Source organism: Candidatus Beckwithbacteria bacterium (assembly GCA_026397255.1).
Classification (GTDB): Bacteria; Patescibacteriota; Microgenomatia; order UBA1400; family CG1-02-47-37; genus JAPLVF01.
Window position 1 is genome coordinate 1 of sequence record JAPLVF010000002.1, and the last position, 26,024, is coordinate 26,024.

A 26,024-nucleotide genomic window follows, 5' to 3' on the forward strand; every position below is an offset into this window, starting at 1 on the left:
CCCTCTTAAATAAGCCAGGGATTTGTTGTCGCTGACAATGCCGATGTGGGTGGCAAACAAAAGATTAAATTTTTTCGGTGAGGTCCAATCAGAGGCGCCGCAGTTCGGGCATTTATTGTCAGTTAGTTGGTCAACGCGCGAGCGCTGATGACAATTTTTACACTCGACCAAAGTGTCGGTAAAGCTCTGGGTGTGGCCGGAAGCTTCCCAAACTTTGGGGTTCATCAAAACACTGGTTTCCAAGCCGTAAATGTTTTCCCGCGTGGTAACGAAAAAATGCCACCAGTAATTTTTTAAGTTGCGTAATAGTTCCACGCCTAAGGTGCCATAATCATAAGTGTTGGCCAAGCCGCCGTAAATTTCCGAGCCGGGGAAAATAAACCCGCGGCGTTTCGCCAAAGCAGTGACTGTTTTAAATAGATCCATAAACTAAATGTTAGCAAACTAAACTTCTGAAGTCTATTGACATCCAAATTACTACGGTTATAATAACCTCGAATCTTCTGCCCCTCAATCTCTTATGCCAAGAACATCTGAAGCGGTCAGAGAATTAACGCAACAACAAATCCTGTTTCTCATGTCGAGAAAAGAGACAATGGAGAGTCAAACAGCAGGATTTATCGGACAGATTGATCCAGACCTATCCATTACCACCCACGCAGTTAACAAACTTTTAGCTACTCCAGACTACCCGCTGAGAGCTGATTTGCTTCACCAGTATATCAGTGCCGGTCACTTTTTAATGATTCGTGGCATGCGTAAAGAACATGAAAAACCGATAACCAAAAAAGAAACTAGTCAACATCTCGAGGCCCTGCGGAACATTTCCCAAGTTATGAAAGAACTGCCGGAGAGTGATCAAAAATCAACCAAGAACAGTTTGTTAACACTTTTCAGTTTTGCGGTTGCTCGCCGGCCTGATTTAGTTAAACAACAAAATTTCCCATGGGAAGCAGCCATTGACGCGGCACAGGAAACGCCGCTGGAATTCATGGCCCCCTACTTTCCTTTCCGTTTTGCCATTTTAAAACAGGCGCCAAAAGATATTCTTAAGGAAAAAGCTCTAACTTATGCTCAAACTCATAAAGATTCCGTTCTGGGTGTTCTTTACGCAGAATTTCCGCCGCATTTTCTAGACGATTATATATTTGATCCGGAATTATATGATCTGATCGCTGCCATGCCGACAGGAAATAAAGCTATTGCCCACAGCACCCTGCTTTGGGCAATGAAAATCAGCACTTATGGCTTTGAGCCTGAGCCGCACGAAAAGATTATTCCCGAAGCTTATCTTAACCAACTGTGGGAAAGCGCCGAACGCCAATGGCAGGCACTTTCACCTGAAGATCAAGGGCAGATACTACATGCGCAGCTCCTAAGTTGGATTAGCGGCATGTTGGAAGCAGGCGCCACGAAAACGCACGAAGAATCCTCTCCTTTTTTCCGTTTCCGCAGACTAGTTAATGAGATTGCCGATCATATCTCTGAGACCGGAAAAGAATTCATCGTTGCCGAATATCGTGCAGCTTTTAAATCTTTTCCAAAACTTCAGGTTCCCCCTATTGTAAAAGATTGGTTCCCCGACGTTGCCGAGACAATCGAAGCTAAGCGGCCAAAAAACATTTTTCAAACAATCTTTCAGCGAAAATCTTCATAACTACGAACATACGGGGATTATCCTTGTAGGCTAAGAGTTTAAGTCAAAGGTTCGCGTTAAGACCAATTCCCAGCATGATCAAAAGACTAAAAACTGCCAGCCAGGCGGCGGTCAGTAAAACCACTTTTATCGGTTGGTTGTATTTTTTTGTCTTTAAATAAAGTTTGACCGGATAAGTAAAAACGATCAAACCACAAATTAAGGCCGAAGTACTGAGAAGCGTTAACATTAGAAAAGGGCCAAAAAAATTAGGCATTCTACCAAACCAATCCTGGGCATGAGTCACAAAAAAGGCAATCAAACTACAGTAACCAATTAATCCCAAGGCTTGAATAAAAGCAATCATAATCATATTATAGCTTATTTTTCTATGAATTTTGCTTTTTTATAGAAAAGGTGTATATTATGTAAATTATGACAGAATATTATAGGGCCCCAGTAGAAGGTGGGCAAGATAATTTAACAATCTGCCAGGATTATTTTGGAAAGTTAATCGATAAAGCATATAGACAAGGAAAACTTGATTTATTAAATAAGATCGGTGTCTGTTATCATTGTGAGAATGACACTTATTATTTGGCAGTGAATTTAGAAACAGGCGAAACTGGCGCTGAGGCTGCTAATTGTACAGATACAAACTATTTTACTGCTTACCTCAACACCCTGAAAGGTTTTGATCCGGATGTAACCCCGGCTCAGGCGGCAACATCACTTGTCGCTCAACCTATTTTTGACTTTATAAAAGATCGCTTTCCTCCAGAATTTAACCAACTGAAAATTCTTTCTTTTCCTCGACCAGGATTAAATCTTGCTCAAACAATACGGTCGTCTCTCTAAAGGCGACTGAAAATTTTACCTAATTTTCTTGGAATTGATTGGTTTTTCGGTGATGCTACTGATATAGTTTTCTATAGCTTGATGGCCCGCCTTCGCCGAGGCTCCGGCGGGTAAACCGAAACCGAGAAGCTCGAGCAAAGATTTTTCGAAATTGAGGATTAAGTTTTTGGGGGCAACGGTGCTGTTGAGCTGGGTAAGGTAAAACAAGAGAAGATTGTAAACGTCTTCGTGTTCCTGGTTTTCGGCGGTCAGGTCATTAACCAATTCGCACAATAAATAAGCAATCCGGACGCGGTTTAAGTTTTGGCGAAGACAAGAAAAATTATCAATTGTGTCCGCCTCGGTTATTAAATCCAGGTTTTTGCCGCGGGCGCAGACAATCTTGGCGTGAGAAAAAAGTTCGAGATGTCCCCGCTTCCGGGAAGATGGTTTACGGACAGACTTAGCTAACAGCCTTAACTTACCGTGATCTTTAGTAAAAATGGTTAACAAGCGATCGGCCTCGCCAAAATTATTTTGCCTTAAAACTAAACCGTAAGTTTTGTAGGTTTTAATCATCAAAGACTAATTTCTTTATCACCGTCAAGACTAAAGGTTTGTGTCTTCCCGCCCGAGCTAATCGTGTAAGAGAAATTTTTGGTTCCCGGCTGCTTCTGAATTAAAAGTTTATAGTCGGTAGTTTTTTTAAACGGCAATTTATATTTGAAAATTAATTTGGCAGATGATTGGGGCCGCAGTTCAATAAAGGCTTCGAGAACGGTTTTGCCTAAATCTTTAGAGGTGGTTGGCTCAATGCTGGACCCGAGGACTTCGACTAGCTCAGTCCCTTCCGGCACATACAACCTCACCCAGTCGCGCAAGATACCGTTAAGACATAAGCCGCCGGTTTCCAAATTACAGTCTGAAGCGGCCTGCGGATTTTTATAATCAATCGTCACGGTTTTGGTAATCGTACCATCAGGGCTGATATTAATTTCCTGAGTCACGGTTTGGTCAACGTAAAGATTTGATTTGGCTCCGGCAAAATTAGTGTCATTCAAATGAAAATAGTCGCCTTGATAGTCTTTAATCCTGCCGGCGGCATTAAAGGCTTCGACGACCGGCTGTAGAGGATCGTCACCGGGGAAATAAAACATCAGGTGTTTTTCCTGAATATCTTTTAAAGCAATTTCCACAAATTGCGGCCAAAGTTTTTTCGGCGAGTTCATCACGTTTAATAAAATCGAGTGCATTAAAGGACCAATCATACCTTTCCGGTTGGCTTTAATGTAATAAGTCGGCCGGGTAGCATAATCTTCCATTTTATAAACCACCTGGGGACAGTTACATTGAGGAACAATGTCGGCCGAGTATTCACCCCAATCAGCTACGCCGACTTTACCCAAGACTTGAAGCAGATCAACCATAACCTGAGTATCCACGGCAATCACCCCATTGACGTCTTTAATGGCGGCAACTGACTGATAATTAGGAAAAAAAGTGTCCATGGAAACTTTAAAGTCCGGGGAAAGGTTCATATCCCGCAAATGCCAGTTATAAACTAAGGGTAAATATTTTTTAATCGGTTCAGGGGCCGGCAGACGGTTGCCAAAAGCAGTATCCAGTTCATAAATATCCGAAGATAATTTGGGAGTAATCTGGCCTTTAAAGGTTTCCAAAATAGCATAAGCGGTTAAAAAACCGCCGGTGGCCCTTAATTCAGCATTGTTTTGAAAAATCAGTAAATATTGCTGCGGTTCGGATTCACCTAAAAGTTTAGGAAAAAGCGTTAATAAAGGCTTGATATTAGCTAAAGTATCTTTGGCGCTCACCAGGCTAGTTTGAATTTGGGAAATTTTAGCAGCGTAAACTTTAGGGTAACGCCGGGGGTTGACGTGGCTAATCTCGGCTTCAATCACTCCGACTTTTTGGCCGATAGTTTCTAACTGAGGAGAAATTTTATCTAAGGTTTGCAACATGAAAACAATTTTTTCTTCAGCCGATTGAATATTTAAAGAAGCTTCCGTTCCGGAAAAACCTAAAACATCGGCATAAGGCTTAATTGATTGGACGACAATCACGGCTGCCTCCAAACCTGCCCGAGTCGCTTTTATGCCGTGATCGGCATCACTGATATAACCGCCAATTAAGGGAACAAATCGGACCCAAGAAATAAAACCGAACTTTTTTTCTAGATTTTGAAAATTTTGCTGAGCTTGGTTTAAATTGGTTTCGGCTTCACCTAAATTTTTATTCTGAATGGAAACATTAACCGCTTTCAGCGAATTCACTAAGCCCAAAGTCGGCCGGGACAAAAACCAGGAAAATATACATAGATAAACAATGATACTTAAATAAAACCCGCCAATTATCAAAACAATCAGTTTTAAATTCTGTTTATGTTTGGAAAAAAAATCTTTAATTTTTACCATTTAGACAACATCGCTTTTGGCGTTTTTAAAATGATGATCAAATCACCAAAAAAATTATACTCTTTGGAATAATTAAGATCCATTTGGGCACGCTTGTCAAACGAAATTTCGTTCCGGCCGGAGGTTTGCCAAGGGCCGGTAATGCCGGGTTTAACTGACAAAATTTTATTAATCCAAGGCTTAGTCTGCGGGTATTTTTTCACCTGTTCTTCCAGTTCGCGTTTAATATAAGCCCGGGGCCCGACTAAACTCATTTCCCCTTTTAAGACGTTTAAAATCTGGGGGAATTCATCAATGGTTAAGTTTCTTAAAAAGCGGCCCAGTTTGGTAATCCTGGGGTCATCGGCTAATTTCCAGTCATTCTTTTTAAACTTAGTTAAAAGTTGTTTATTCTTTTTATACAGCACGTCATCGGCATCTTTAATCATGGTCCGAAATTTATAAAGCTCAAATGCCCGACCATCTTGGCCAACGCGTTGGTGCTTATAAAAAACCGGCCAGCCGGAATCCAACCAAGTCAGCAGTGGAACCACCAGCCAAATCGGAAAAAATAATAAGGCCAGAAACAAAGCTAAAATAATGTCTATCAGTCTTTTAATCTTTGGATACATAAAGAGCATTATATAGTTGCTTAACTTTAGGCGCTTCCGACAAAGGGCAAACTAACAGGCCTTGTTCTGTATCCACCACAATCATATTTTCCAGTCCGATTAAGCCGACTTGGCCTAAGGCTTTACTAACCACTAGGGAGTGGTTGACATCCATAAGATAAGCCTGACCGATAACCACGTTACCTTGTTTGTCTTTGGGTAGGCCATGGTACAAAAGCTCCCAAGTGCCAACATCAATCCAACCCATTCCTGCCGGCAATTCCCATTGGCTGCCGCGGGGTAGTTTTTCAAACAGGCCGCAATCAACCGATTGTTTGGCAAATTTAGGGTATTCCTTGTCTAAGACTTGGTTAAATTGGGGGGTGTCGATGGCCGCCTGAATCGGTTCCAAAATCTTGTAAGCTTCCGGAGCATATTTTTGATAATAATTTAAAAGCAGAGATGGTTTCGTTGCCATGTAGCCGGTATGAATCAGGTATTTTTTTGAGGCAAGAAATTTCTTGGCAGTTGGTTCATCGGGCTTTTCCACCTGCCGGATAAACTCAAAAATTTTGTGGCTTGCCTTGCCGGCAGGCAGGCCATTAACCTTTATTTCGTTGCCGACTTCAATCCAACCGTTATGAACCGAGGGATAAGTCGGCGGCGTATCGACGTGGACGATCAAATCATTGGCCTTAGCTAAGTCGGCAGCTTGATGAATCGCAGATAAAAATTCCGCTTCTTTTTGCACCACATGATCCGCTCCCCAAAGAATCACCATGACTGAATCAGGGTGACGATGATTAATGACGGCGGTGGCCAAAGCAATCGCCCCTAAATTATCCCGCATGGCTGGCTCTAATATAAAGTTTTCTTGAGGAATTTCCGGAGCCTGAACCAGTAAATCTTTAGAGAAAGACTGATTGGTGGAAATATAAATATCTTCCGGACGAAAACCTTTAAGTACCCGGTCAATGGTTTGCCGAAACATTGATTTTTTGCCTAAAAAGCTTTCGAATTGCTTGGGATGGCCCAGGTTACTAATCGGCCACATCCGGGTACCTTTCCCGCCACACATGATTAAGGCTTTAATGGGAAATTCTGACTTAAACATCTTGCCTCCACAAAATTTTTCAAGTTCTTAATAAAAATCTGGTTGTCAAATTTCTGCGCTTGAGACTGGATGGTTTTCCGATCCCAAAGACAAGAATTAAATTGTTTCATAGCAAAACCCAAGCTGTCAACTGTTTGGTCTTGAAAGAAGACTCCTGACTCACCGGAAATTATCGTTTCCGTTGCCCCGCCCTTTTGATAAGCAATGACCGGTTTACCACTAGCCTGGGCTTCAACGCTGACAATACCAAAATCTTCTTCCTGCGGCATAATTAAGGCCCGGCAATTTTGATAATAGTGAACTAATTGTGTGTCGGAAACTGTTCCGGCAAATTTTATCGTCGGGCCGGCTAAACGGCGCAAATTAGTTTTTTCCCGTCCGGAGCCAACGATAATTAGCTGCTCTTTTAACAAGTTGCAGGCTTTAACGGCCAGGTCAACTTTTTTATATGGAGTTAGACGGGAAACTACAAGAAAGTAATTTTGTGCTGGGCGGTAAGAGAATTTTTGAGTGTCCACCGGCGGATAAATAACCATGGAATCCTGGTGATAATATTTTTTGATCCGATCTTTGACGGTTTGGGAAATCGCCAGATAAATATCCGGCCGGCGGCTATTAATTAAATCAACACGACGCAAGTAATTTTTTGATAAATTAAAAAAGTTTCTTCCGAGAGAATTAAACCAACCAAGACCAGGAAGTTTTTGATACTGGTCGTAATGAGACCAAAGATAACGAGTCGGAGTTAAACAATAACAAATATGTAAAGTGGAGGGTTTGGTAATAATTGCCTTAGCTTCAGCGCTAGTAACCGAAATGACCACATCATAGCCATCAAAATTAAAGGATTCAAAAGCTAAGGGGGTTAACCAAGGATAAAGTTCGTGAAAAGTTTTTGCTAAAGGCAATTTTTGTAACCACGAGGATTTAATTTTCAGCGATTTTGTCCAAGAAGTTAATTTCTGATTATAAACAGCGGTAAAAAATTGAGCAGAAGGCCAAATCTTGTGCAAATTTAATAACACCCGCTCTGCCCCCCCAAATTTATTAATCCGGTCGTAAACAAAAGCGATTTTCACAAAATTTTTTGATAAGCATTTAAAGTGGCTAAAGCGGTTTTTTCCCAAGAAAAATTACGGGCATAATTCTGAGCTTGGTTTAATAGTTTTTCCCGATTATTTAAATTTAAAGCCTTAGAAATAACTGCAACAATCGCCTCAATGTTCCCGGGGTCAAAATAAAAGGCGTGAGGACCATAAACTTCAGGAAGACAACTTTGATTACTGGATAAAACCAGGGTTTTAGCGGCCATGGCTTCCAGACCGGGTAAACCAAAGCCCTCAAACAACGAAGCGGTAATAAACCCGGCGGAATAATGATATAAACTCCTTAAGACACAGTCATCGGTAAAGCCTTTGATTTTAATGACATTTAAGGCTTTGAGATTGCGGATTTGCTGGCGCAGGCGCTGGTAAAAAATATCTTTATTGGTAACAATTACCAATTTTAAATCCTGTTGATAACGCTGGTTATACTCTAGAACGGCCTTAATTAATTGAGGGATATTTTTATGAGGATAGGCATTGCCAACATAAATTAAATACGGTTGACTGGGAATTAACTCATTTTTAACTAACGGTACCGGTTTAAAGAAAAGCGGGTCAGCGGCTTCGGGCGTGATCAAAATTTTCTCCCTGGAAACAGAGTAATGCAGTTTAATATCTTCTTTAACCCAGCGGGACGGAGTTAAAATTAAACGGGAATTGTTGATAGCATTTTGGATCACTAATTTATAGCCAAGTCTTTTAACAGGATAAATTAAAGGCCATCTGGTAGTGGTGGTTAGGCCGGAAGAATGATGTTTGATTAAATCGTGAATGGTGACGATAAACTGCCGGTGGTAAAAAATCGGCGCATTAAAATGTAAAAAATGAACTAAATCCGGCTGAAGCTGGTTTAAAACCTGAGGGATTTCTATTTGCTCAGAAAAAGTGTAGTGGGAAGAATTAACCGGAATTATTGCAAAACGAGGAAAAATTGACTGTAATTCACGTTTTTTTACCCGGGGAACCAAAAGAGAGATTTTAAAATTAGGCTTTAAATCATGGAGGGCCGTAATTAATGACTGGGTATATCTTCCCAGCCCCGTATGTGAGGGACCCCAAAACCGGGCATCGATAACAATTGTTTTCATATTTATCTTAGGAAAGTTTTATTTTAATATTCTTTATTAATTTAACCATATCGATTCCTAAAAAAACCAGCCACTTAATAAGAAATAAGTATTTTTTTTGATAGTGTTTATGATAAAAAATCTTCATCGTATTAAAAAAGCTGGCAGTGGTTTTAAGACGCTGGGATTTAGATGATGAACTGATTCCCGAAGCGCCCTTTAAATGAATAATTTTAGTGATCGGAGTATAAATTATTTGCCAACCGGCTTTTTTAAGACGATAGGCTAAGTCAATATCTTCACCATACATAAAAAAGGTTTCGTCGAGCAGTCCAACTTGGTCCAGGGCGCGCTTTTTAAGCATAAAAAAAGCGCCAGACGGGGAATCAATTTCGTGAACCTCTCTTAAATTCTTACAGCCCAGATGGTATTGACCAAAAATCCGGCTAGAGGGAAAAATTTTCTCTAAACCCAAAAAATAAGTGAAAGCGGCCCAGGGTGTCGGAAATCCCCGGTGGGAAGCCGGATCGAGCTCTCCGTTTAATAATTTTACCTGACAGGTAGACAGGCCGGCTTTGGGATTATTATCCATAAATTCAACCATTTTCACTAAGGTATCGGCTTCAATTAAGGTGTCGGAATTTAGAAGAAGAACATATCTTCCCTTGGCTTGACGGATGCCTAAATTATTGCCGCCGGCAAAACCGATATTTGTTTGACTGTCAATAATCTTGATTGGCGGGAATAATTTTCTGGCAGTAATGGTCGTGTCATCGTCACTGGCGTTATCGACTAAAATCACTTCCATTTTTCCTTTGGGCGGCTGGGCTTGGAAAACTGACTTTAGTGTTTGGAGAGTCAAGTCTTTGGTTTTATAATTAACAATAATAATCGATAAATCCATATTGATTGATTTAAAGTTTTATTTGGCCTAATTTAAGATAAATTGAATCCAAGTGCTGGGAAATCACCGACCAATTATAGCGGGAGTAAACAATCTTACGGGCTTTAGCGGCCAAACTACTTGACAAAGTTTTATTGGTTAAAATTGATAAAGTTTTTTTCGCCAAATTAACCGCGTCTTCAGCAATCAGAACCGATGAGGCATAATCGATGCCTTCAATCCCCAGTTTCGTCGTTACCACCGGCAATCCCGAAGCCATGGCCTCCAATACTTTATATTTCGTTCCCCGGCCGTTTCTAATCGGTGCCAGCAGCACATGCGCTTGCCTGAGAACTTGACGAATATCCCGAACGTCGGCCCGAACTTCTACTCCTGGTTGGTTATCCAAATTTAAGATATCCGGAGTGGGATTACGGCCAACAATCCAGAGCCGAGCCTGAGGTAAAGATTTTTTGATCAGCGGCCAAATCTTTTTAACCAGAAATTTAGCCGCGTCTTTGTTAGGCAGCCATTTAAAGTTGCCGACAAATAAAACAGTCGGCTGACGAGTCTGGCCATTTTTTCCTGAAGCAAAAAAGTCAACATCGACACCATTGGCAACAACATCAATACTGACTTTTTTACCGGTTTGGTCAAGCATTATTTGTTTATCTCCCTCGGACATTGCCGCCAAACGGGTCGCTTGATTCCAAAAATATTTTTCCCAAAGCTTAATTTTAGCAACATCCAAATAAAGCAGGGGTTTTAAGGGAAAAAGTTTGGTTGTTTCAACAAATTTCTGGTAAACCAGGTATTCGATAGTTTGTTCAACTAATAAAGTCGGGATGGGAATATTTTTAGGCAAATTCGGCATGACGTAAAATGTTTCCGCATGAATTAAGTCATAGTTGCCGGTCATTAATTCTGTTTCAATGGTCTTTTTTAAAGACCGGGATAAATAAATAGAAACTAAAAACGGATAAGGACTAAAGGCGGCCAAACCAATGTTCCTTAAGTCCCAGGCCCGGCGGCGCTTAAATACCCTTACCTGTTGACAGAATTTTTTAAGCTCGGGAATAAAGGCTTTTTCTTTTTCGGAACGGATAAAACTAAACAAAGAAATTTCGTGTTTTTTGGCTAAATTTTTAAGAAGGTTGTAGGTTCTGATTTGGCCGCCGGAATACAAAGGATAAGGCAAATAAGGCGTTAACATTAAAATCTTCATAAACAATTCTTCACCGGGATGATGATATACTCGGCAGTTTTTAACAAAACCCCGCACTGGCTTTCCAAATCCTGCGCCACATTGTCATAATTAACCGAAACATAGTAGTCAGCTCCGGCTTTAATCTTTGCTTCAATATCCGTCCCGTCCGGCCAACCATAACGATTAGTTTGATATAAAAAAGCGGGGTCAGAATTATAAGCGGCAATCACCAGGGCATCCTTAGGGGTTAAACGGTCTACGGCTTGTCCTGCTTTAACGATCTCCCAGCGGTTAATATTAAAAAATCCCCTAACTTCATACCAACCAAAAGCAAAGGAAATAACCAGCAGAGAAAGAGCGATTAAAATATTAAATATTCTGGGTAAAATTTTTTTAGATTGATTAATAATATGCCAGAAGCCAAAAGCGACCAGGATTGAACCGACCGGCATTATCGGTAGCTGGTAATAATCATGAGTTACATTACCCATAGCAAAAATTGTCATATAAAGAATGACCGATAAAAACCAAATAAAAATTAGAGCTCTGGTTTTATTCTGGTAGGAATTCAGGACGCCAATAATTAACAGGACAAAACCGCCGGTAGCAAAAATCAACCGATTCATTCTTTCAAAAATCAGCCAGCGGAAAAAAGCGCCGGTAAAACGGATTTCGGTCTGATTAAATAACCAGGAAGTATCGAAGTTCGCCTCCGGGTGAAGAAAATAATGATAGCGCCATAATAAAATCGGCACAGTGGCAATTAGAGCAATTAAATAAGCTTGTTTGTTTTTGAAAATCCGGAAACCCTGATTAACCAATGCCCAATAAAGCATCGGGAAAGCGATAAAAACAGCATAAGGTTTAACTAACATGGCTAAGCTGAAAACAAAAGCCAGTAATATACCCAAGACCAGTTTTTGCTTTTCCAGCCAATGAATAAATAAATACAGACTAATAATGGAAAGCGATACAAAAATCGGATCAGGCATAATTACCCGGCCGTAATAAATATTGTAAGGATTTAAGGCATAAAAAAGAGCGGCGGTCAGGCCGATTTTTTGGCCAAAAAGTTTTTTGGTTAAAAGTAATAAGAAAACTGCCCCTAAGCTGGCAAAAAAGACGCTGACTAAACGCGCTAAATATTCATGAATCCCCAACTGGCGGTATAAAACAGCCACCAAGGCGTTATAAAAAGGAAATTCATTAATGAATAAGCGGGTGGGGTTAGGCAGTCTCTTCGTATTTAAAGCCAAGAGACTGTCGGATTGCGGATATAAAAGATTAAAGCCGCTTTTAATAAAATTGCGGGCGACGGCCGCAGTGTCTGCCTGGCGCCAGGAATGCCAGTCGGCTACCGGATTATTAATCCGGTAAAGCCTAACGACAAAAGTTAAGGCAAAAATAAAAAAGATGGCTAAGAAATTAATCAGCTTTTTTTTCATGTTTTCTTAAAGCGGCTAAAGCCAATAATAAACCGATAATCGACCAATAAGAATAAGCCACTTTGGAAGATTCAAACACATCAATATAAACAGCGTTGGCCAGTAGTCCGAAAGTAATGGCGATGCCGCTGGCAAACAAACCATAATAAAGCGGCTGCTTATCCTGCAAAAAAGCGCGCCAAAGCTGCCTCACAATTATCAAAAGAATCGCCATAAAACTTAAGAATCCTAACAAACCGGTTTCCCCTAACATTCTTAAAAAATCATTATCGGTTGATTCAGCCACGGTAAATTCCCAAACCTTAGCTTTGACCAAGGTAGAATAACCGGTTCCCAGTAAGGGGTTTTGTTTAAAGGCCTTAAGGGCATTGGGCCAAAGCGTATCCAAGCGGATTCCGGCAGAAAGGCCATATTTTAAAGCATTGTCTGAGTAATTAGCCACAAATTTCTCTCCGGAACCCGTGGCTAAATAAGCTGTGATTTTGTCGTAAGTATCGTCATAAACGTCGGAGGGTTTAGTTACTACCGAAGATTTTGTCGGTGTGGGTGGAATGTCAGTATTCGTGGCGACCAAACTAAGTTGTTGTTCCGGAGTTAAGTTTTCATTTAGAGCGATGCCGTTTTTCGGCGGGGCGCGAAAAGGCCTTAAAACTATTTCTTTAATTCCCTGCAGTTTAAAAATTTGCGAGAATCTTTCCGATAAATCACCGAAGGAAACCATAATTAAGGTGCTTAAGGCTACAACTACAAACCAACGGCTAAAAACCCAAAACCGGGAATGTTTTTTTAGTAACAGCAAAAAAGCCAGACTGATTCCAACCATGAACGCTATCCAAGAGGTGCGGGAAGCAGTTAAAATTAATAGCCAGTATTCCATTAAAACCAAAATTGAAACAATCACCCGCCAAATTAGTTTGGGGTGGAGAAATATTAATAGAATCGCGGGAATTAAAGTCATCATGATATAAGCGGCTAAGTCAAAATGGCCGCCGAAAGTAGACAGAACCCGGGCGTGTTCGGTTAAATATAAGGCAATGCCTTTAGAAAATTCCCGATTCATAGTGGAATACGCGGGCCAGTAAAGATATTTTTGACCAAAGCCATAAATAGTGACGCCGAAAATAGCTAAACCTATCAAAATCAAAAAGAATTGAATTTGTTTTTTTGACTTCAGGCTGAAGAAAAAAATAAAAAATAAAGAGAAGTATTCAATGCGCCTAAGCCAATGAAGGTAAACTTTAGCAATCTGGAGATATTCGGGATTAATGGTTTTAGTAATAAAAATTGCCGAAAGAACGGAAAGAAAACCGATTAATAAATAGATGAGTATTGGTTTAAACAAAAATGACTGTTTAAGATTAATTTTTTTTCTTAAAACTCTGATGAAAAAATATAAATTAATCCCCAGAATTAAGATGTCTTCGAGTCTAATCCTGACGTTGTAACCGGGCAAAATATCAAATAACGGCCACTTCGGATAAAGCGGGATAAAAAGCAATAAAAAGCCGGCAAATAGAGTTAAAAGATTCTGGTTAAGCCAAGCGGAAAGCTTCTGCATAAAGACCTCTTCTTAATATTATAACCCTTAAAAGAGCGCCAAATTTTAGCAACAGGCGCAAACAGCAAAATTGCCAAGCGGATTTGTGTTTTTGATAGATATATTTTAAGCCTTGATATTCTCCTAGGATGGCCCCAGAGCTGGAACCAGAAGCTTGGCCTAAATGAATTAATTGAGGTTTAGCAAAATAATCAATCTTTATTCCTTTTTGGGCGGCCCTTAAACAAAATTCCACATCTTCTCCATACATAAAAATATTTTGGTCAAGGCCTTTCATCTGATTATAAAAATCCCGTTTAATCAGTAAGGCTGTTCCGGACAACCAACCGGGTCGCTGATCTTGTTTAAACCAACTGGTCAAGTTTTGATGATAAGGCCTCATCAGGTTTTTAATTAAAGGGAGATCGTCGATAAATAACATCCAGGCCTTCAAACGCCATAAATCAGGCAGATATCCGCCCTGAGGTTGAATTGATCCGTTGGAATTTAATATTCGGCAGGAAGCAATCAAGGAATTATTAGTTTTCACAGCTTTCATGAGAGTACTAATTGTATTCTTTTCTAATAAAGTGTCGCTATTTAACAACCAAACATAATTACCAGTAGCCTGTTTAACTCCCAAGTTATTGCCGCCGGCAAAGCCTAAGTTCTTAGCAGAGGAAATTATTTTATATCGAGGAAATTTCTGGTTTAAATAGGCCACGGAACCGTCGGTGGAGGCATTATCAACAACAATGACTTCTTTATTAAGTTTGTCTGTTGACTGGCGGATTGTATCAAGACAATCAGCGGTAATTTTTTTAGTGTTGTAATTAACAACAATAATGGAAAGGTCCATAATCATTGAAACAAGCGAGCCCGACCAAGACGATAGGTAAAGTTTTTAACTTGGCGCTGATCGATCACTTGGGCGGGAACACCAGCAACAATAGCTTTTTCGGGAACATCTTTAGTGACAACCGCGCCGGCAGCGACTACTGCCCCCTTACCAATAGTTACTCCAGGCAAAATAATTGCCCGTGGGCCGATAAAAACATAGTCTTCAATTTTTACTGGTTTTTCGATGGGGCCAAATTCGTCGGAATTAATATCGTGCTGGCTGTTAAAAATCATGACTTCACTGGCAATATCGACGTGATTGCCGATAGTTAATTTGGCCCGTCCGTCCAAAGTGGCATGGTCGCCAATAATTGTGTCATCACCGATGGTAATATTTTTAGGCTGATAAAACCGGGCACCAATATGAATGGTGGATTTTCTCCCTAACTTTACTCCGTTTCCCCGGAATAAAGTCTGCCGAAATACATGAGACGGAACATAGCCCAAAATCCAAAGGCAGGCAATTTGAAAATCCAGCCAGTAGTTATACAGACGATTAAGAATTTTTTTAAGCAGCAATTTTGATGTCATTGATTACCTCCAAAATTTTCTCTGCAGCTTTTGACCATTTAAATTGCTGCGCTCTAATTTTTGCCTTATTAATTATCGTTCGTTTACTCTCTGTGGTTAGCGATAATACTTTTATTATACCTTGTTTAATCTCGTCTGGGCCAAACGGCGGCTCAATGTAGAAACCAGCGTCGCCGACGATTTCCGGTAAAGACGAGTTGCGGCTGACCAAAACAGGCGTACCAAGAGACATGGCCTGGACAACAGGAATACCAAAGCCTTCATACAAACTGGGTAAAACTAAGGCAGTGGCGGATTTAATTAACGCGCCCAGTTTTTCGTTCGGGACATATCCAAGATATTTAACGTGAGAGACTGGCTTTATCTTAAACTTCCAACCAACTTTACCAGCAATGACCAATTGAGGCCATTTCTTCCACACCCGGTGTGAAAATTCATCACACACCGGGTGTGTGATAGAGGAGAAAGCTTCAATCAAGGCATCCAGATTTTTCCTCGGTTGAAGAGTACCGACATATAATAAATACTGACCATCAACCAAACTTTTACCAGAAACTTTAAGTTGCTCAACCCCCGGATAAACGACGCTAATTTTATTTTCAGGAATATTGTAGCTGGTCATAATGTCGTTTTTTGTCGCTTGAGAAATGGCGAAAATATGACAAGCATGTTTAACAGAATAAGCCGTCCAGTTTTTTAGTTTGTATAAATCACTTTTCAGAAAAGAATCGGGGAATTTCAGAAAAGCCAAGTCCATAATACAAACCATTGTCGGTATCGGAGAAAAACGGGGGGCATAATGACCTAAGGTTAAAAAAACATTCGGTCGGTTTTTATCTAAATATAAAGATAAAGGTAAACGCCACTGGGTCCAAAAAAATTTAGGCGGGAAGGTCCGGTACTGCCAATTGGCTTTCGGCTGGGGCAAATCAGCCACCGGCGCGCTGGATAGGTAAATCAGAAATTGCTGCTTACTGCCTTGGCGGTAAAGCTGCCAAAGAATCTGATAGGCAAACTCGTTGCTGCCGACGCGGTTTTGAACATTGGCTTCGTTGGCGTCAATCCCGATTAACATCCGGCTACCTCCTGGTAAATTTTTAAGGTTTCTCTGGCTGAATTTTGCCAGGAAAACTTTTTTGCCTGAGCTAAAGACTTTTCTCTTAAGTTTAATTTTGGAACAACAATCATTGCCTGGCTAATTGCTTTGATATCCTCAGGATTAACATACAAAGCCGCGTCGCCGCCGACTTCCGGTAAACTGGAAAGATTAGAAGTAATCACCGGGCAACCACAAGACATGGCTTCTAAAACCGGCAAACCAAAGCCCTCGTATAATGACGGGTAAATAAAAGCTTTAGCTCCGGAATACAGGCCGGCTAGATCTTCATCAGGGATAAAGCCGATAAATTTCACCCCAAGGTGATTTGGATAATTCTCTCCCCAACCAAACTTACCGGCAATAACTAATTCAGGGCTATAGCGTTTAGGCAGTAGGGCAAAAGCTTTAATTAAATTCTTTATATTTTTTCTGGGCTCAAGGGTACCAACACTTAAGAAATAAGGTTTAGTTAAGCTATATTTTCTTTTGGCAGCAGAGGGATTAACGGGCTTAAAAATTGGAGATGCGGCTTCATAAACAACTTTTATTTTTGTGGCAGGAATACCGTAATCGATTAAATCTTTTTTGGTACTTTGAGAAACGGTGATTATCTGATCAGCATATTTTTTAGCCCGCTGTAAATGCCGGGTATGAACGGCAACTAAATAAGCCGGAAGTGTTTTCGGATACTTTAAAAAGGTCAGGTCGTGAATCGTCGTAACCAGTTTAGATTTTGTTCGTGGTAAGACCCAGTTAGAGGCATGAAAAACATCTAAAGAATCAGCCGGAGGCCAAAGATTAAGCCGGTTCCAAAATAAATCAGCCAATTTAGGGCTAAACCAGCTTAATTTTAAAGTGGATTTGCCGGTTTTGACCTGATTAAAAAAATCTTTTAAAAACTGTCTTTGCCGCCAACTGCCGGCGTAAAGAAAGTATTCGTTTTGATGATCGATTTTTAGCAAATGTTTGACCAACTCGGTCGTATAGCGGGAAACCCCTGTCTGATACACAATCTGGGAAATATCAATACCGATTCTCATCTCTTATATTGTATCAGAGTCAGGTTAGGGCGGAAGGAAGTTTCCTGAATTTCCTGAAAGCCGGCATCAATAATCTTTTGGCGTAAGGATAAACCGGGGTCAAAAATCGGTTCAGCGTAAGGAATGTACCAAAACTTTGACACAGAAGGAACATCATCGAAAACTTCTCCGGCATAATAATATTTTAAAGGAGCATTGACAGCGGGAATAATAAGCACTGGTTCGCCTTGACCTATTTTTTTAACTAAATTTTTCCAATCCTCCCGGTGAAAGGCCGGATTAAATAAATAAACGGCACTGCAAACCAAGTTCAGGCCTAAATAAAAATAAATAATTTTTTTGGAGTAATTGGCAATCAGGAGATAGAAAGCCGGCAATAAAAACAGCAAGCGAAAATAAGATAAAACCGGAAGCTTAATAGAAAATAAAATGATTAGAATTAAGGGAATAAACAACCAGGACAGCAGAAAAATATTTTTCCGCCAATGATGAATAGTTTTATAAAATAGATAAATTATTAGAATTAGGGGCACACTGATCAATAAAGCATAAAGATATTTATTGTCTAAAGAAATTCGGCCGATTAAAAATTTAACGGGAATTAATAAAATATTTTTCAAAGTCAGGCTTCCGACAACATTGCCCCAGTTGGTCCCGACTGCCGTCTGACCGCCTTTAAGCTGCTGTAAGAAAATAGGCAGCCAGGGTAAAAACCCTAAAGCAACGGCTAACCAACTTAATAACATTTTTTTCAGCAATTGGCGGTGGCTAATCAAGATATAAATCAGTTGGGCTGGAAAAATAAAAACAGTTAAATAATGGGTATAAATTGCCATTAAAGAAAATAAACCGTACCAAAACCAGCGTTTTTTGAGTAAGAACCAGAAAGAAGCGGTCACTGCCAGCGCGGCCAAACTATACATCCGGGCTTCCTGGGAATAATAAATATGGAGACCGGAAGTGGCTAGTAATAAAGCCGGCCAGATTTTTCCCCGGCTCAATTTATAAACCAGCCAAACGGTTAAAACACCAAAAATAACTGACGGTAAACGCAGGGCAATCTCCGAATAGCCAAAAATACGACTAAAGAAAAAATTAACTAAATAACTTAACGGCGGGTTAAAGTCGCCGGGTAAATAAACCGTCAATAAATCTTTTAAGGAAAAATAATAAATTGATTTAAATTGAAGTGCTTCATCCAGCCAAAGCGATTGGTTTAGATTAATTAAGCGTAAAAATAAACTTAGTAATAAAATCCAAAACATAAATTCTCCAAAGCACCCAACATAATTCCTAAATCATAGACAAGTTTAAAAATTAAAAATTGAGGAGTAATAAAAATTACAGATTTAAACAAGCCGATTAAAACAGAGAAGCCGGCAGTGGATTTAATAATCGTTAAAATAGTCCCCAACTTGCCAAATTTATATTGTCGTTTGCCGATCCAGCGAGCTTGGGAAAATATTTTTAATAAAGTTTCCGGATTGGAATGATAAAATTTTGCCTGGGTGACAGCTGGGTTAAACCCAAGTTTTTTCACCAAACTCCAGTCATCGGTATAACCCGTGGAATCAAACCCGTTAACTTTGTCAAACTCGGATTTTAAAACTGCCCGAAACACCCGACGCTGACCGCGACTACCAATCATGTGAGGGGAAAAACGATTTTGGTTGTAGTTCCAGCAGCGCGCCCAAACCTTGTCCCAGTTAGCTACCAACTCATTGCCGGACCAACTCCCTTTAGCATAACCCTCCATAATCGGCTTGGTTAAATCTGTCAAGAAATTTTGGTCAAATTTCATGTCGCTATCCACAAAAACCAAAATTTCTCCATGAGCATTTTTGACACCAAGATTACGCGCCGCCCCTGGGCCATGATGCTTTTTGGTTAACAGTTTTATTTGAGAAAAAGAGCGGACAATCCTGACAGTATTATCGCCGGATCCGTCATCAACCACGATAATTTCCGGCTTTTGGCTTTGTTTGATCAAAGACTCTAAGCACTGCCTGATTGTTTTGTCCGAATTATATGACGGGATAACCACACTGACGGTCATAGTTTATTTTAGCTGATAATAATTAAACTCGCTGTAATTTTGCCATTGAGCCGCCTGAGTGGCTAAGACCGCATCAAGTGAACCATCTTCGAGCCGGTGCGATAAAACCGTAAACACATACTTTGGTAAAGGTTTAGTTTTAATAAATTCCTCCCAGCCGTCGGCGCCGTAACCAAAATAATTAACCACCCGGTCAGAGTAAAAGTTAATAAAAGTTTCGTGATGATTAGCATAGTCGATGGAAAAAACCGCCACGTTTTCCGTTTCCGGCACCAGTTGATTAATCAACTTCCCTAATTCGTAGCCAGTCTGATGCATATTGCTGTTTTGGTGAGCCTGAAGAAAATCCAATCTTTCCGTTGCCGCTAAGATCACCAATAAAATCAGTATTGGTAAAACCAGTTTGGGTAAAATCGCTTGCAGTTGATTAATCACCCAGGCGAAACTTAAACCGAAAAACGGTAAAAAGAAAATATTAAAATAATCGTGAATAAAAACCATATTGGAAAAAATCAGCACATAGGCTAACCCAAAAAGCGCCAGAGCCATGATGAGGCTTTGGGCTAAGGTTATTTTCTGTTTTTTGATAAAACTAAAGCCAAAAATAGCCGCGCTGAATAATAAAATCCGGGTGTAGTAAACTGTTAACCAACGGGCTTCCTGAAGAAAATATTTTGGCCAAGTAAATCCGGGAGTAGAAGATAAGTTAAGCCGAAAAAGTAAGATATGTAACTGAGCCTTGCTAAAAAATTCTCCGGTCAAAAAATATACATAGCCTAAGTGAAGAAATAGGCTAAAAACCAGCACACTGTTAACAATCGCCACTTTTAACCATTGCCGTTTAAAGTAGAAAAAAGCATGTAAAGTTAACAGCGGATAAAGCAAATATCCCGGCCAGCTGATAATGCCGTTTAAAAAAGCGCTCAAGTAAAAACCAATCAGCCAACTTCGCTGTTTAAGTTTGATAAATTTTAAGTAACAATAAACTGACACCAGCGAGACGCAGACAACCAACGGTTCATGCACCGGCAGTTTAGCAAAGTACCGAAACATCGGCACCACGGCCACAACCGTAGCTGACAAACTGGCAAGATAAGAAAATCGCAGCGTCCGGCCGATTTTAAATAATAAAATTAAAGCCAGTAAAGAAAAAATTATGGGCACCAGCCGACCGGCCCATTCGGTTATGCCGAAAAGCCGATAACTGGCGGCCAGCAGCAGCGGAAAAGTGGACGGATAATCGGTTTGAAAATTAAACTCACCCGGATTAACCGGACCGCTGTTGGTTACCTGACCCAATTTTGTCGCTACCAGGCCGTACTTTAAGTAATTTCTGGCCATGGTGGAGTAATAAACGCTGTTAAAGTCATGGTGGCCGTAAAAAGGTTTGTTAAGGTTGTTAAGGAGAAGCAGTAAGCCGACAGCGGCTATCCCCAGGTAAGTTAAAAAATTATTTTTCATCATTAATAATATAGTTTATTTGCCTGTCCGCGTAAAAATCAATAAACAAATGTTGGGATTCAATAAATTCTTGGGAATTAGTCACGATTGCTGTTTCTCCTTGCGGTACGGTTTGATTAATTTCCAGCCCAAGCTGGTAGCCTGGTTCAAAAGCCTTGGTTTTAACCAGAGCTTCATAAAATTTATTTCTTTCTAAAAAAATCGCCAGACAAATCAGCAACAGAAAAATTGGTTTTACTTTTAACCTTTTCATTAAGTTCGCCAGACTTAAGGCTAAGAATGGCCAGAAAAAAACATTAAAATATTCATGGACAAAAACAACGTTGGAAAAAATCAGCGGGTAGCTTAAACCCCACGCCAGCAAGATTAAGGTTAATTTGTCCCGGTATAATATCAAACTAATTAGCGCTAAACTTAATAAAGTAATTGTGTAGTAAACCGTTAACATCCGGGCTTCCTTAACCAGATAACCGATCCAGGTGAACTGACCGGCCAGTTCCGGCTCGGCCCGGTTTAACAAGGGAAAAAGCCCTAATCTAAGCGTCAAGGCGTCAAAAATTCCGCCGCCGGCGAAAGACCCGGTTAAAAAATAGGTGTGGAGCAGATGAAGAGAAAAAGTGGCAATTAACAGCAGACAGGCCTTAACTGCCCAACGGCGGTTAATAAAAAAAAGCAAAGGATAAAAAAAGTAGCCTGCCCAGCCGGACAAACCGTTTAGTAAAACACTCAGATAAAAACCGGTCTTATTTTTTTTAAGAAAAAAATGCATCGATAATAGGGTGAGAAAAATAATTAACGGTTCCTGAGAAGGCATTTGACTGAAATAGCGAAGCATAGGAGTTAGGGCGATAGCTAAAATAATCCAGGAACGACTAATCTTATAAAATATCAGTAAACCGCCAATAGTTAACCCAACCGGTACCAAGCGGGCAATAATGTCTCTCATGCCAAAAACTTTAAAGGCGGCAGCCAAAGTCAGAGAAAACAGCGGCGGGTAATGGGTGTAAAAAGAGCCGGAGCCGGTCATCTGTCCCAACTTTGTTGCCAGTAAACCGGAACGTAAATAATTTCTGGCAATCCCTGAGTAAAAAACGCCGTTCCAGTCGTGATGCCCGATAAACGGCTTTGCCAGATGGTCGGTCAGGATTAAGACTAACAAAAATAAAATGATTAACCAGCTAAACTTTGCCATAGTTTTTGATATTGCCTGCTAATTTCATCCCAAGAAAATTTTAAAGCCTGTTGGCGGGATAAATTGTTTTTTCGGTTTAAATTTACTCTAATAGCTTCGACATAGCGATCAAGATCAACTGGATCAATCAATGTGCCCGCAGAACCAACCAACTCACGCCTGATCGGGTCGTTGTTGACAATTACCGGCAAGCCGGAGGCCATGGCTTCTAAAATAGTGATGCCGTAGGCTTCAGTCGCCGCTGAAGGCAAGGTAAATAGCTGACAAGAGCGGTAAACTTGATCCAACTGACTATAGTTAACCAATAAGTTTTGATAACGATTGCCTAATAATTTTTTACCTAATGAATTAGTTGCTTCTGTCTGTTTACCGACGACCAATAAGCTGACCTGACCGAATTGAGCCACGGCTTGAATGGCCAAATTTACCCGTTTATAACTTTCCGGACCGGCCACACATAAAACTACCGGGGATATAAGGGAAAGCGGAAATTTTTTGCCTTCTGGAGAAAATCTATTGGTGTCCACCCCTAAATTGATGACAGCCAATTTGGCTAAAGGATTAATGGTTTTAGCCCAAGTCGCTTGAGCTTGAGTACAGCAAATAAAACGATCCGGAAAAAGCCATAAATTAAAACGATCAATTAGACCAATACCAGCAAAGCCAGCTAAAATTATTTTTTTATGAAACTTAAGACAAAATAATTTGCTTAACCAGCTCATCCAACCGTTATTCAAAGGCATTAAAATATCCGGAGGATTGTTGGCTAACAGTCGTAAGGTTTGTTGAGAAAATTGCTTTATGGTGAGTTTCGAGTCTTTTTTTTTGGAATAAACAGTTAAGGAAAATTTAGATTTTAAGCACCGAGTAATTTCCGTCACAAACGTTTCCACTCCCCGGCTGACCGAGCCGGAATAATAACTTAAAATCGCCACGCTAATTTTTTTTGACATAAGTCCAAGCCAGTAAGGCTAAAACGCTGTTAATAATCACTAAAGTAACGGTGATTGCCCAAGCGGCTCCGTAAGAACCGTAAAGCGGCATTAAAATAAAATCTAAAGTGATTAATAATATCAGTTGACATAAGTTAATTAGTAAAAATAATTTTGTCCGGTGCGTAGAATAAATTAAGTGGCTGGTAAAAGGTGCACCGGCTAAAAAAGCGGCAAAGCCAAAGGCCAAAATCCGGACAAGAGGGATTGATAAATTATATTTTTGGCCGAAAATCAAATTAACCAGCCAGGGGCTTAAAGGAATAATCGCCAAAGATAAACAGGCTAAACTTAAACTTAAAATTGTGGCTTTGGTTAAATATTGCCGGGTTTTTTTACCGGTGTCAAAAGAAGCAAACCGGGGCGCAAACACCAAAGACAAGGCCGCGGCCAGCTGAATAGCCGGCATAAAAAACCGGTAAGCGGCCTGATAAATTCCGGTAGCGCTGGGTCCGCTGAAACGCAACAATAAAATCGAGTCGATCCGGCCGTGAATCGCGGCAACGATAAAACCCAAAGTCAGCCATTTCTGAAAGTTAAAAAACTTTCTTTTAACCGACACGTCCAAAGGACTGGCTAAAAACCGCCAAGAAATTAGACTGGCACCGACTAAAAAAGCCGTTAAAGCCCCAAGCACGTAAGCCACTAAAGCCAGTTCCACGGTTAAATGGAAAAAATAATAAAAACTTAAGATAAATAACAGGCGTAAAAGATTGGTACTGACATCAATTACCGAATCGCTAATAAATCTTTTCTGCGCCTGTAAAACTGAGCGGGGGAAACGCAGCAGGAAAACGGCCGGGATTATGCCGGAAGCGACTAACAACGGCGTTTTCAACTGTGGCTGGATAAGTGTCGCCAACGGCTGGCTGGCAAAGGTAAACAATAACCCTAAGACCAAGCCTAAAAACAGTTTTAAATAAAAGCCGAATTTAATAAATGCCCGCGGCCGGTCCGTCCCGGCGGCAAATTTCACCAAAGAATTACTGATAGCTAGTTCCAGTGAATCAGTAATAATCACCACCACCGCTAAAGCAGAAACATATAAGCCAAAGCCTGACGGACCTAAAAAACGGGCAATAAAAAAAATACTTAAGGCTGACAAAACCGTGCTGATCCCCATGCCAATTGTCACCACGGTACTATCCTTAATGGTCTGGCTAGAAAAAAACTGCTTCATGCTTATTTCAGGCTGTTTTGGCAACAATTAAGATACCGATAATAATCACGAATAACCCCATCCAGCGAAGTGCCGGTACCGACTCGCCTAAAATTAATTTGGAAAGGAAAACGGTGACGACGTAAGAAAAAGCCACTAACGGATAAACAAAACTTAATTTTTCTTTAGATAAAACCATTAACCATAAAATCAGGCTGGCCCCGTAAAAAAATAAACCCAGAATAATCGTCGGATTGGTAAAAGTTTTCCAAAGATTAAAAACTCCTAATTTATTCATGCCGATTTTTAAGATTAACTGGCCAATTGCCGCCAGGATAATTGGAGTGAAAATTAACAAGAAACGCATAGTATGATACTATCACACTAAATATGACTAAACTAGCAAATAACGGAAAAACCGTGCTGATTTCCGGCGGGGCGGGATTTATCGGCTCTAATTTAGCAGAAAGTTTGCTTAAAGAGAATTATAAAGTTTTATGCTTGGATAATTTTTCTACCGGTTCCAAGGAAAATGTCGCCGGTTTAATGGAAAACGGGAATTTTTTACTCTTAAACACCGATGTTACCAAGCGGCTGTCGGATATTGTTCTCGATTCAAAAATCGACTATATTTTCCATTTGGCCAGCCCGGCCAGCCCGAATGAAGCCAGCCCAATTTCCTATATGAACCTGCCTCTCGAAACCATGGATGCCAACTCGATCGGCACCCGCCGATTGCTGCGTTTAGCTAAAAAAAACCAGGCAAAATTTTTATTCGCTTCCACTTCGGAAATTTACGGCGACCCATCCATTCATCCGCAAACCGAAGACTACTGGGGCAATGTCAATCCGATCGGCCCCAGGGCCTGCTATGACGAAAGCAAGCGGTTCGGAGAAGCTTTAACCATGGTTTATCTAAGAAAATTCCATGTGGACGCCCGGATTGTCAGGATTTTCAATACCTACGGTCCGGGGATGAATTTGCGGGATGGACGGGCAGTGGTTAATTTCATCGTGGCGGCTTTAAAAAATCAGCCGATCACTATTTTCGGCCGGGGCAAACAAACCCGCAGCCTGTGCTATGTCAGTGATATGGTTGACGGATTAAAAAAGGCCTTGTTTTCCCCAAAAACAAAAGGTGAAGTTTTTAATTTAGGCAATCCAGTGGAATATACGATTTTACAAATCGCTAATAAAATTAAAAAAGCGGTTGGTTCCCAATCGGCGATTGTTTATGCGGATTTGCCTGATGATGATCCCCGGCGGCGGCGGCCGGATATTTCCAAGGCTAAAAAACAACTAAATTGGGCACCGAAAGTAAAATTCAGCCAGGGACTGGCAAAAACAATAAAATTCTTCCAAGAAAAACTTAAAAATGAGCAGTAATCAAAAGATCTTGGTAACCGGAAATGCCGGTTTTATCGGTTCTCATTTAACACAAAAATTGCTTCAGTTAGGACACCGGGTGATCGGAATAGATAATTTTAATGATTACTATAATCCTCAAAAAAAAGAGGCCAACATCCGGCCGTTTTTAACCAATAAAAATTTTAAACAGTACCGCTTAGATATTCTTGATAAACAGGGTTTAGAAAAAGAGTTTAGGGAAAATAAAATTGATTTAATCGTTCATCTGGCGGCCCGGGCCGGAGTCCGGCCGTCGCTTTCTAATCCGGAGCTTTATCTTCAGGTAAATATTACCGGAACGCAAAACATGCTGGATTTGGCAAAGAAATATCA

Annotated in this window: 26 protein-coding genes and 1 pseudogene; 4 read left to right on the top strand and 23 right to left on the bottom strand. The window is 40.4% G+C overall.

The genetic code is table 11. The features are described from left to right. On the bottom strand, positions 1–426 hold a 426-nt coding region (locus tag NTZ93_00245), incomplete at its 3' end, for a glycine--tRNA ligase (protein ID MCX6816296.1). A 94-nt stretch (positions 427–520) separates the two neighbouring features. Here NTZ93_00245 and NTZ93_00250 point away from each other — a divergent pair. Beyond that, positions 521–1,657: a hypothetical protein gene (locus NTZ93_00250; protein MCX6816297.1), complete on the top strand. Its 1,137-nt coding sequence runs from the start codon at positions 521–523 to the stop codon at positions 1,655–1,657. 43 nt (positions 1,658–1,700) lie between these two features. Here the strand turns inward: NTZ93_00250 and NTZ93_00255 are convergent, their stop codons facing one another. Continuing rightward, positions 1,701–2,003: a hypothetical protein gene (locus NTZ93_00255; protein MCX6816298.1), complete on the bottom strand. Its 303-nt coding sequence runs from the start codon at positions 2,001–2,003 to the stop codon at positions 1,701–1,703. A 68-nt stretch (positions 2,004–2,071) separates the two neighbouring features. On the opposite strand from NTZ93_00255, the gene NTZ93_00260 reads away from it, so the two are divergent. After that, positions 2,072–2,494 (top strand): hypothetical protein, encoded by a 423-nt coding sequence (locus NTZ93_00260; protein MCX6816299.1) that lies wholly within the window; start codon positions 2,072–2,074, stop codon positions 2,492–2,494. Positions 2,495–2,509: 15 nt separating this feature from the next. Here the strand turns inward: NTZ93_00260 and recO are convergent, their stop codons facing one another. The 21 genes and pseudogenes from recO to NTZ93_00365 form a co-directional block, all read right to left on the bottom strand. Further along, positions 2,510–3,052 carry a DNA repair protein RecO gene (recO, locus tag NTZ93_00265; protein MCX6816300.1) on the bottom strand — a complete coding sequence of 181 codons (543 nt, stop codon included), beginning with the start codon at positions 3,050–3,052 and terminating at the stop codon, positions 2,510–2,512. Next, positions 3,052–4,905: a DUF4012 domain-containing protein gene (locus NTZ93_00270; protein MCX6816301.1), complete on the bottom strand. Its 1,854-nt coding sequence runs from the start codon at positions 4,903–4,905 to the stop codon at positions 3,052–3,054. The genes recO and NTZ93_00270 overlap by 1 nt, the downstream gene beginning before the upstream one ends. Then, positions 4,899–5,516: a sugar transferase gene (locus NTZ93_00275; GenBank protein ID MCX6816302.1), complete on the bottom strand. Its 618-nt coding sequence runs from the start codon at positions 5,514–5,516 to the stop codon at positions 4,899–4,901. The genes NTZ93_00270 and NTZ93_00275 overlap by 7 nt, the downstream gene beginning before the upstream one ends. Next, entirely contained in the window at positions 5,500–6,609 is a 1,110-nt protein-coding gene (locus NTZ93_00280) for a sugar phosphate nucleotidyltransferase (GenBank protein MCX6816303.1), read from the bottom strand. The genes NTZ93_00275 and NTZ93_00280 overlap by 17 nt, the downstream gene beginning before the upstream one ends. Next, positions 6,576–7,688 (bottom strand): glycosyltransferase, encoded by a 1,113-nt coding sequence (locus NTZ93_00285; protein ID MCX6816304.1) that lies wholly within the window; start codon positions 7,686–7,688, stop codon positions 6,576–6,578. The genes NTZ93_00280 and NTZ93_00285 overlap by 34 nt, the downstream gene beginning before the upstream one ends. Continuing rightward, on the bottom strand, positions 7,685–8,803 hold the full coding sequence (locus NTZ93_00290; GenBank protein ID MCX6816305.1) for a glycosyltransferase family 1 protein: 1,119 nt from the start codon (positions 8,801–8,803) through the stop codon (positions 7,685–7,687). The genes NTZ93_00285 and NTZ93_00290 overlap by 4 nt, the downstream gene beginning before the upstream one ends. Positions 8,804–8,810: 7 nt before the next feature. Beyond that, a complete protein-coding gene (locus NTZ93_00295) occupies positions 8,811–9,686 on the bottom strand; it encodes a glycosyltransferase family 2 protein (GenBank protein ID MCX6816306.1) in 876 nt (291 codons plus the stop codon). Between the two features lie 10 nt (positions 9,687–9,696). Then, the gene (locus tag NTZ93_00300) at positions 9,697–10,890 is read right to left on the bottom strand and encodes a glycosyltransferase (GenBank protein ID MCX6816307.1); all 1,194 of its coding nucleotides are present in this window, start codon (positions 10,888–10,890) and stop codon (positions 9,697–9,699) included. Next, the gene (locus NTZ93_00305; GenBank protein MCX6816308.1) at positions 10,887–12,317 is read right to left on the bottom strand and encodes a glycosyltransferase family 39 protein; all 1,431 of its coding nucleotides are present in this window, start codon (positions 12,315–12,317) and stop codon (positions 10,887–10,889) included. Before NTZ93_00305 ends, NTZ93_00300 begins: the two co-directional genes overlap by 4 nt. Continuing rightward, on the bottom strand, positions 12,298–13,875 hold the full coding sequence (locus NTZ93_00310; protein ID MCX6816309.1) for an O-antigen ligase family protein: 1,578 nt from the start codon (positions 13,873–13,875) through the stop codon (positions 12,298–12,300). The genes NTZ93_00305 and NTZ93_00310 overlap by 20 nt, the downstream gene beginning before the upstream one ends. Next, positions 13,850–14,713 (bottom strand): glycosyltransferase family 2 protein, encoded by an 864-nt coding sequence (locus NTZ93_00315; GenBank protein MCX6816310.1) that lies wholly within the window; start codon positions 14,711–14,713, stop codon positions 13,850–13,852. Before NTZ93_00315 ends, NTZ93_00310 begins: the two co-directional genes overlap by 26 nt. A 2-nt stretch (positions 14,714–14,715) precedes the next feature. Beyond that, positions 14,716–14,952: pseudogene (locus tag NTZ93_00320) on the bottom strand (DapH/DapD/GlmU-related protein). Positions 14,953–15,262: 310 nt separating this feature from the next. Then, on the bottom strand, positions 15,263–16,360 hold the full coding sequence (locus NTZ93_00325; protein ID MCX6816311.1) for a glycosyltransferase family 1 protein: 1,098 nt from the start codon (positions 16,358–16,360) through the stop codon (positions 15,263–15,265). Next, complete coding sequence (locus NTZ93_00330) at positions 16,354–17,424, bottom strand: glycosyltransferase family 1 protein (protein MCX6816312.1); 1,071 nt, start codon at positions 17,422–17,424, stop codon at positions 16,354–16,356. Before NTZ93_00330 ends, NTZ93_00325 begins: the two co-directional genes overlap by 7 nt. Beyond that, a complete protein-coding gene (locus tag NTZ93_00335; GenBank protein ID MCX6816313.1) occupies positions 17,421–18,689 on the bottom strand; it encodes a glycosyltransferase family 39 protein in 1,269 nt (422 codons plus the stop codon). The genes NTZ93_00330 and NTZ93_00335 overlap by 4 nt, the downstream gene beginning before the upstream one ends. Next, positions 18,668–19,480 carry a glycosyltransferase family 2 protein gene (locus NTZ93_00340; GenBank protein MCX6816314.1) on the bottom strand — a complete coding sequence of 271 codons (813 nt, stop codon included), beginning with the start codon at positions 19,478–19,480 and terminating at the stop codon, positions 18,668–18,670. Before NTZ93_00340 ends, NTZ93_00335 begins: the two co-directional genes overlap by 22 nt. 3 nt (positions 19,481–19,483) lie before the next feature. Then, positions 19,484–20,944: a glycosyltransferase family 39 protein gene (locus NTZ93_00345; GenBank protein ID MCX6816315.1), complete on the bottom strand. Its 1,461-nt coding sequence runs from the start codon at positions 20,942–20,944 to the stop codon at positions 19,484–19,486. Beyond that, the gene (locus NTZ93_00350; GenBank protein ID MCX6816316.1) at positions 20,931–22,133 is read right to left on the bottom strand and encodes a hypothetical protein; all 1,203 of its coding nucleotides are present in this window, start codon (positions 22,131–22,133) and stop codon (positions 20,931–20,933) included. Before NTZ93_00350 ends, NTZ93_00345 begins: the two co-directional genes overlap by 14 nt. Beyond that, positions 22,112–23,086 (bottom strand): glycosyltransferase family 4 protein, encoded by a 975-nt coding sequence (locus NTZ93_00355; protein MCX6816317.1) that lies wholly within the window; start codon positions 23,084–23,086, stop codon positions 22,112–22,114. Before NTZ93_00355 ends, NTZ93_00350 begins: the two co-directional genes overlap by 22 nt. Next, complete coding sequence (locus tag NTZ93_00360; GenBank protein MCX6816318.1) at positions 23,070–24,305, bottom strand: oligosaccharide flippase family protein; 1,236 nt, start codon at positions 24,303–24,305, stop codon at positions 23,070–23,072. Before NTZ93_00360 ends, NTZ93_00355 begins: the two co-directional genes overlap by 17 nt. Before the next feature lie 7 nt (positions 24,306–24,312). Beyond that, positions 24,313–24,651: an EamA family transporter gene (locus NTZ93_00365; GenBank protein MCX6816319.1), complete on the bottom strand. Its 339-nt coding sequence runs from the start codon at positions 24,649–24,651 to the stop codon at positions 24,313–24,315. 23 nt (positions 24,652–24,674) lie between these two features. Between NTZ93_00365 and NTZ93_00370 the strand changes: the two genes are divergently transcribed. Both NTZ93_00370 and NTZ93_00375 read left to right on the top strand, forming a co-directional pair. Next, on the top strand, positions 24,675–25,670 hold the full coding sequence (locus NTZ93_00370) for a GDP-mannose 4,6-dehydratase (GenBank protein ID MCX6816320.1): 996 nt from the start codon (positions 24,675–24,677) through the stop codon (positions 25,668–25,670). Then, positions 25,660–26,024 (top strand): GDP-mannose 4,6-dehydratase (locus NTZ93_00375; GenBank protein ID MCX6816321.1); only part of this gene is annotated, 365 nt, incomplete at its 3' end. The genes NTZ93_00370 and NTZ93_00375, both read left to right, overlap by 11 nt.

Excerpts from the sequence above, each read along its gene's own strand:
- NTZ93_00250 (MCX6816297.1), top strand. The coding sequence starts at position 521 with ATGCCAAGAACATCTGAAGCGGTCAGAGAATTAACGCAACAACAAATC.
- NTZ93_00255 (MCX6816298.1), bottom strand. The coding sequence starts at position 2,003 with ATGATTGCTTTTATTCAAGCCTTGGGATTAATTGGTTACTGTAGTTTG.
- NTZ93_00260 (MCX6816299.1), top strand. The coding sequence starts at position 2,072 with ATGACAGAATATTATAGGGCCCCAGTAGAAGGTGGGCAAGATAATTTA.
- recO (MCX6816300.1), bottom strand. The coding sequence starts at position 3,052 with ATGATTAAAACCTACAAAACTTACGGTTTAGTTTTAAGGCAAAATAAT.
- NTZ93_00270 (MCX6816301.1), bottom strand. The coding sequence starts at position 4,905 with ATGGTAAAAATTAAAGATTTTTTTTCCAAACATAAACAGAATTTAAAA.
- NTZ93_00275 (MCX6816302.1), bottom strand. The coding sequence starts at position 5,516 with ATGTATCCAAAGATTAAAAGACTGATAGACATTATTTTAGCTTTGTTT.
- NTZ93_00280 (MCX6816303.1), bottom strand. The coding sequence starts at position 6,609 with ATGTTTAAGTCAGAATTTCCCATTAAAGCCTTAATCATGTGTGGCGGG.
- NTZ93_00290 (MCX6816305.1), bottom strand. The coding sequence starts at position 8,803 with ATGAAAACAATTGTTATCGATGCCCGGTTTTGGGGTCCCTCACATACG.
- NTZ93_00295 (MCX6816306.1), bottom strand. The coding sequence starts at position 9,686 with ATGGATTTATCGATTATTATTGTTAATTATAAAACCAAAGACTTGACT.
- NTZ93_00300 (MCX6816307.1), bottom strand. The coding sequence starts at position 10,890 with ATGAAGATTTTAATGTTAACGCCTTATTTGCCTTATCCTTTGTATTCC.
- NTZ93_00305 (MCX6816308.1), bottom strand. The coding sequence starts at position 12,317 with ATGAAAAAAAAGCTGATTAATTTCTTAGCCATCTTTTTTATTTTTGCC.
- NTZ93_00310 (MCX6816309.1), bottom strand. The coding sequence starts at position 13,875 with ATGCAGAAGCTTTCCGCTTGGCTTAACCAGAATCTTTTAACTCTATTT.
- NTZ93_00315 (MCX6816310.1), bottom strand. The coding sequence starts at position 14,713 with ATGGACCTTTCCATTATTGTTGTTAATTACAACACTAAAAAAATTACC.
- NTZ93_00325 (MCX6816311.1), bottom strand. The coding sequence starts at position 16,360 with ATGTTAATCGGGATTGACGCCAACGAAGCCAATGTTCAAAACCGCGTC.
- NTZ93_00330 (MCX6816312.1), bottom strand. The coding sequence starts at position 17,424 with ATGAGAATCGGTATTGATATTTCCCAGATTGTGTATCAGACAGGGGTT.
- NTZ93_00335 (MCX6816313.1), bottom strand. The coding sequence starts at position 18,689 with ATGTTTTGGATTTTATTACTAAGTTTATTTTTACGCTTAATTAATCTA.
- NTZ93_00340 (MCX6816314.1), bottom strand. The coding sequence starts at position 19,480 with ATGACCGTCAGTGTGGTTATCCCGTCATATAATTCGGACAAAACAATC.
- NTZ93_00345 (MCX6816315.1), bottom strand. The coding sequence starts at position 20,944 with ATGATGAAAAATAATTTTTTAACTTACCTGGGGATAGCCGCTGTCGGC.
- NTZ93_00350 (MCX6816316.1), bottom strand. The coding sequence starts at position 22,133 with ATGGCAAAGTTTAGCTGGTTAATCATTTTATTTTTGTTAGTCTTAATC.
- NTZ93_00355 (MCX6816317.1), bottom strand. The coding sequence starts at position 23,086 with ATGTCAAAAAAAATTAGCGTGGCGATTTTAAGTTATTATTCCGGCTCG.
- NTZ93_00360 (MCX6816318.1), bottom strand. The coding sequence starts at position 24,305 with ATGAAGCAGTTTTTTTCTAGCCAGACCATTAAGGATAGTACCGTGGTG.
- NTZ93_00365 (MCX6816319.1), bottom strand. The coding sequence starts at position 24,651 with ATGCGTTTCTTGTTAATTTTCACTCCAATTATCCTGGCGGCAATTGGC.
- NTZ93_00370 (MCX6816320.1), top strand. The coding sequence starts at position 24,675 with ATGACTAAACTAGCAAATAACGGAAAAACCGTGCTGATTTCCGGCGGG.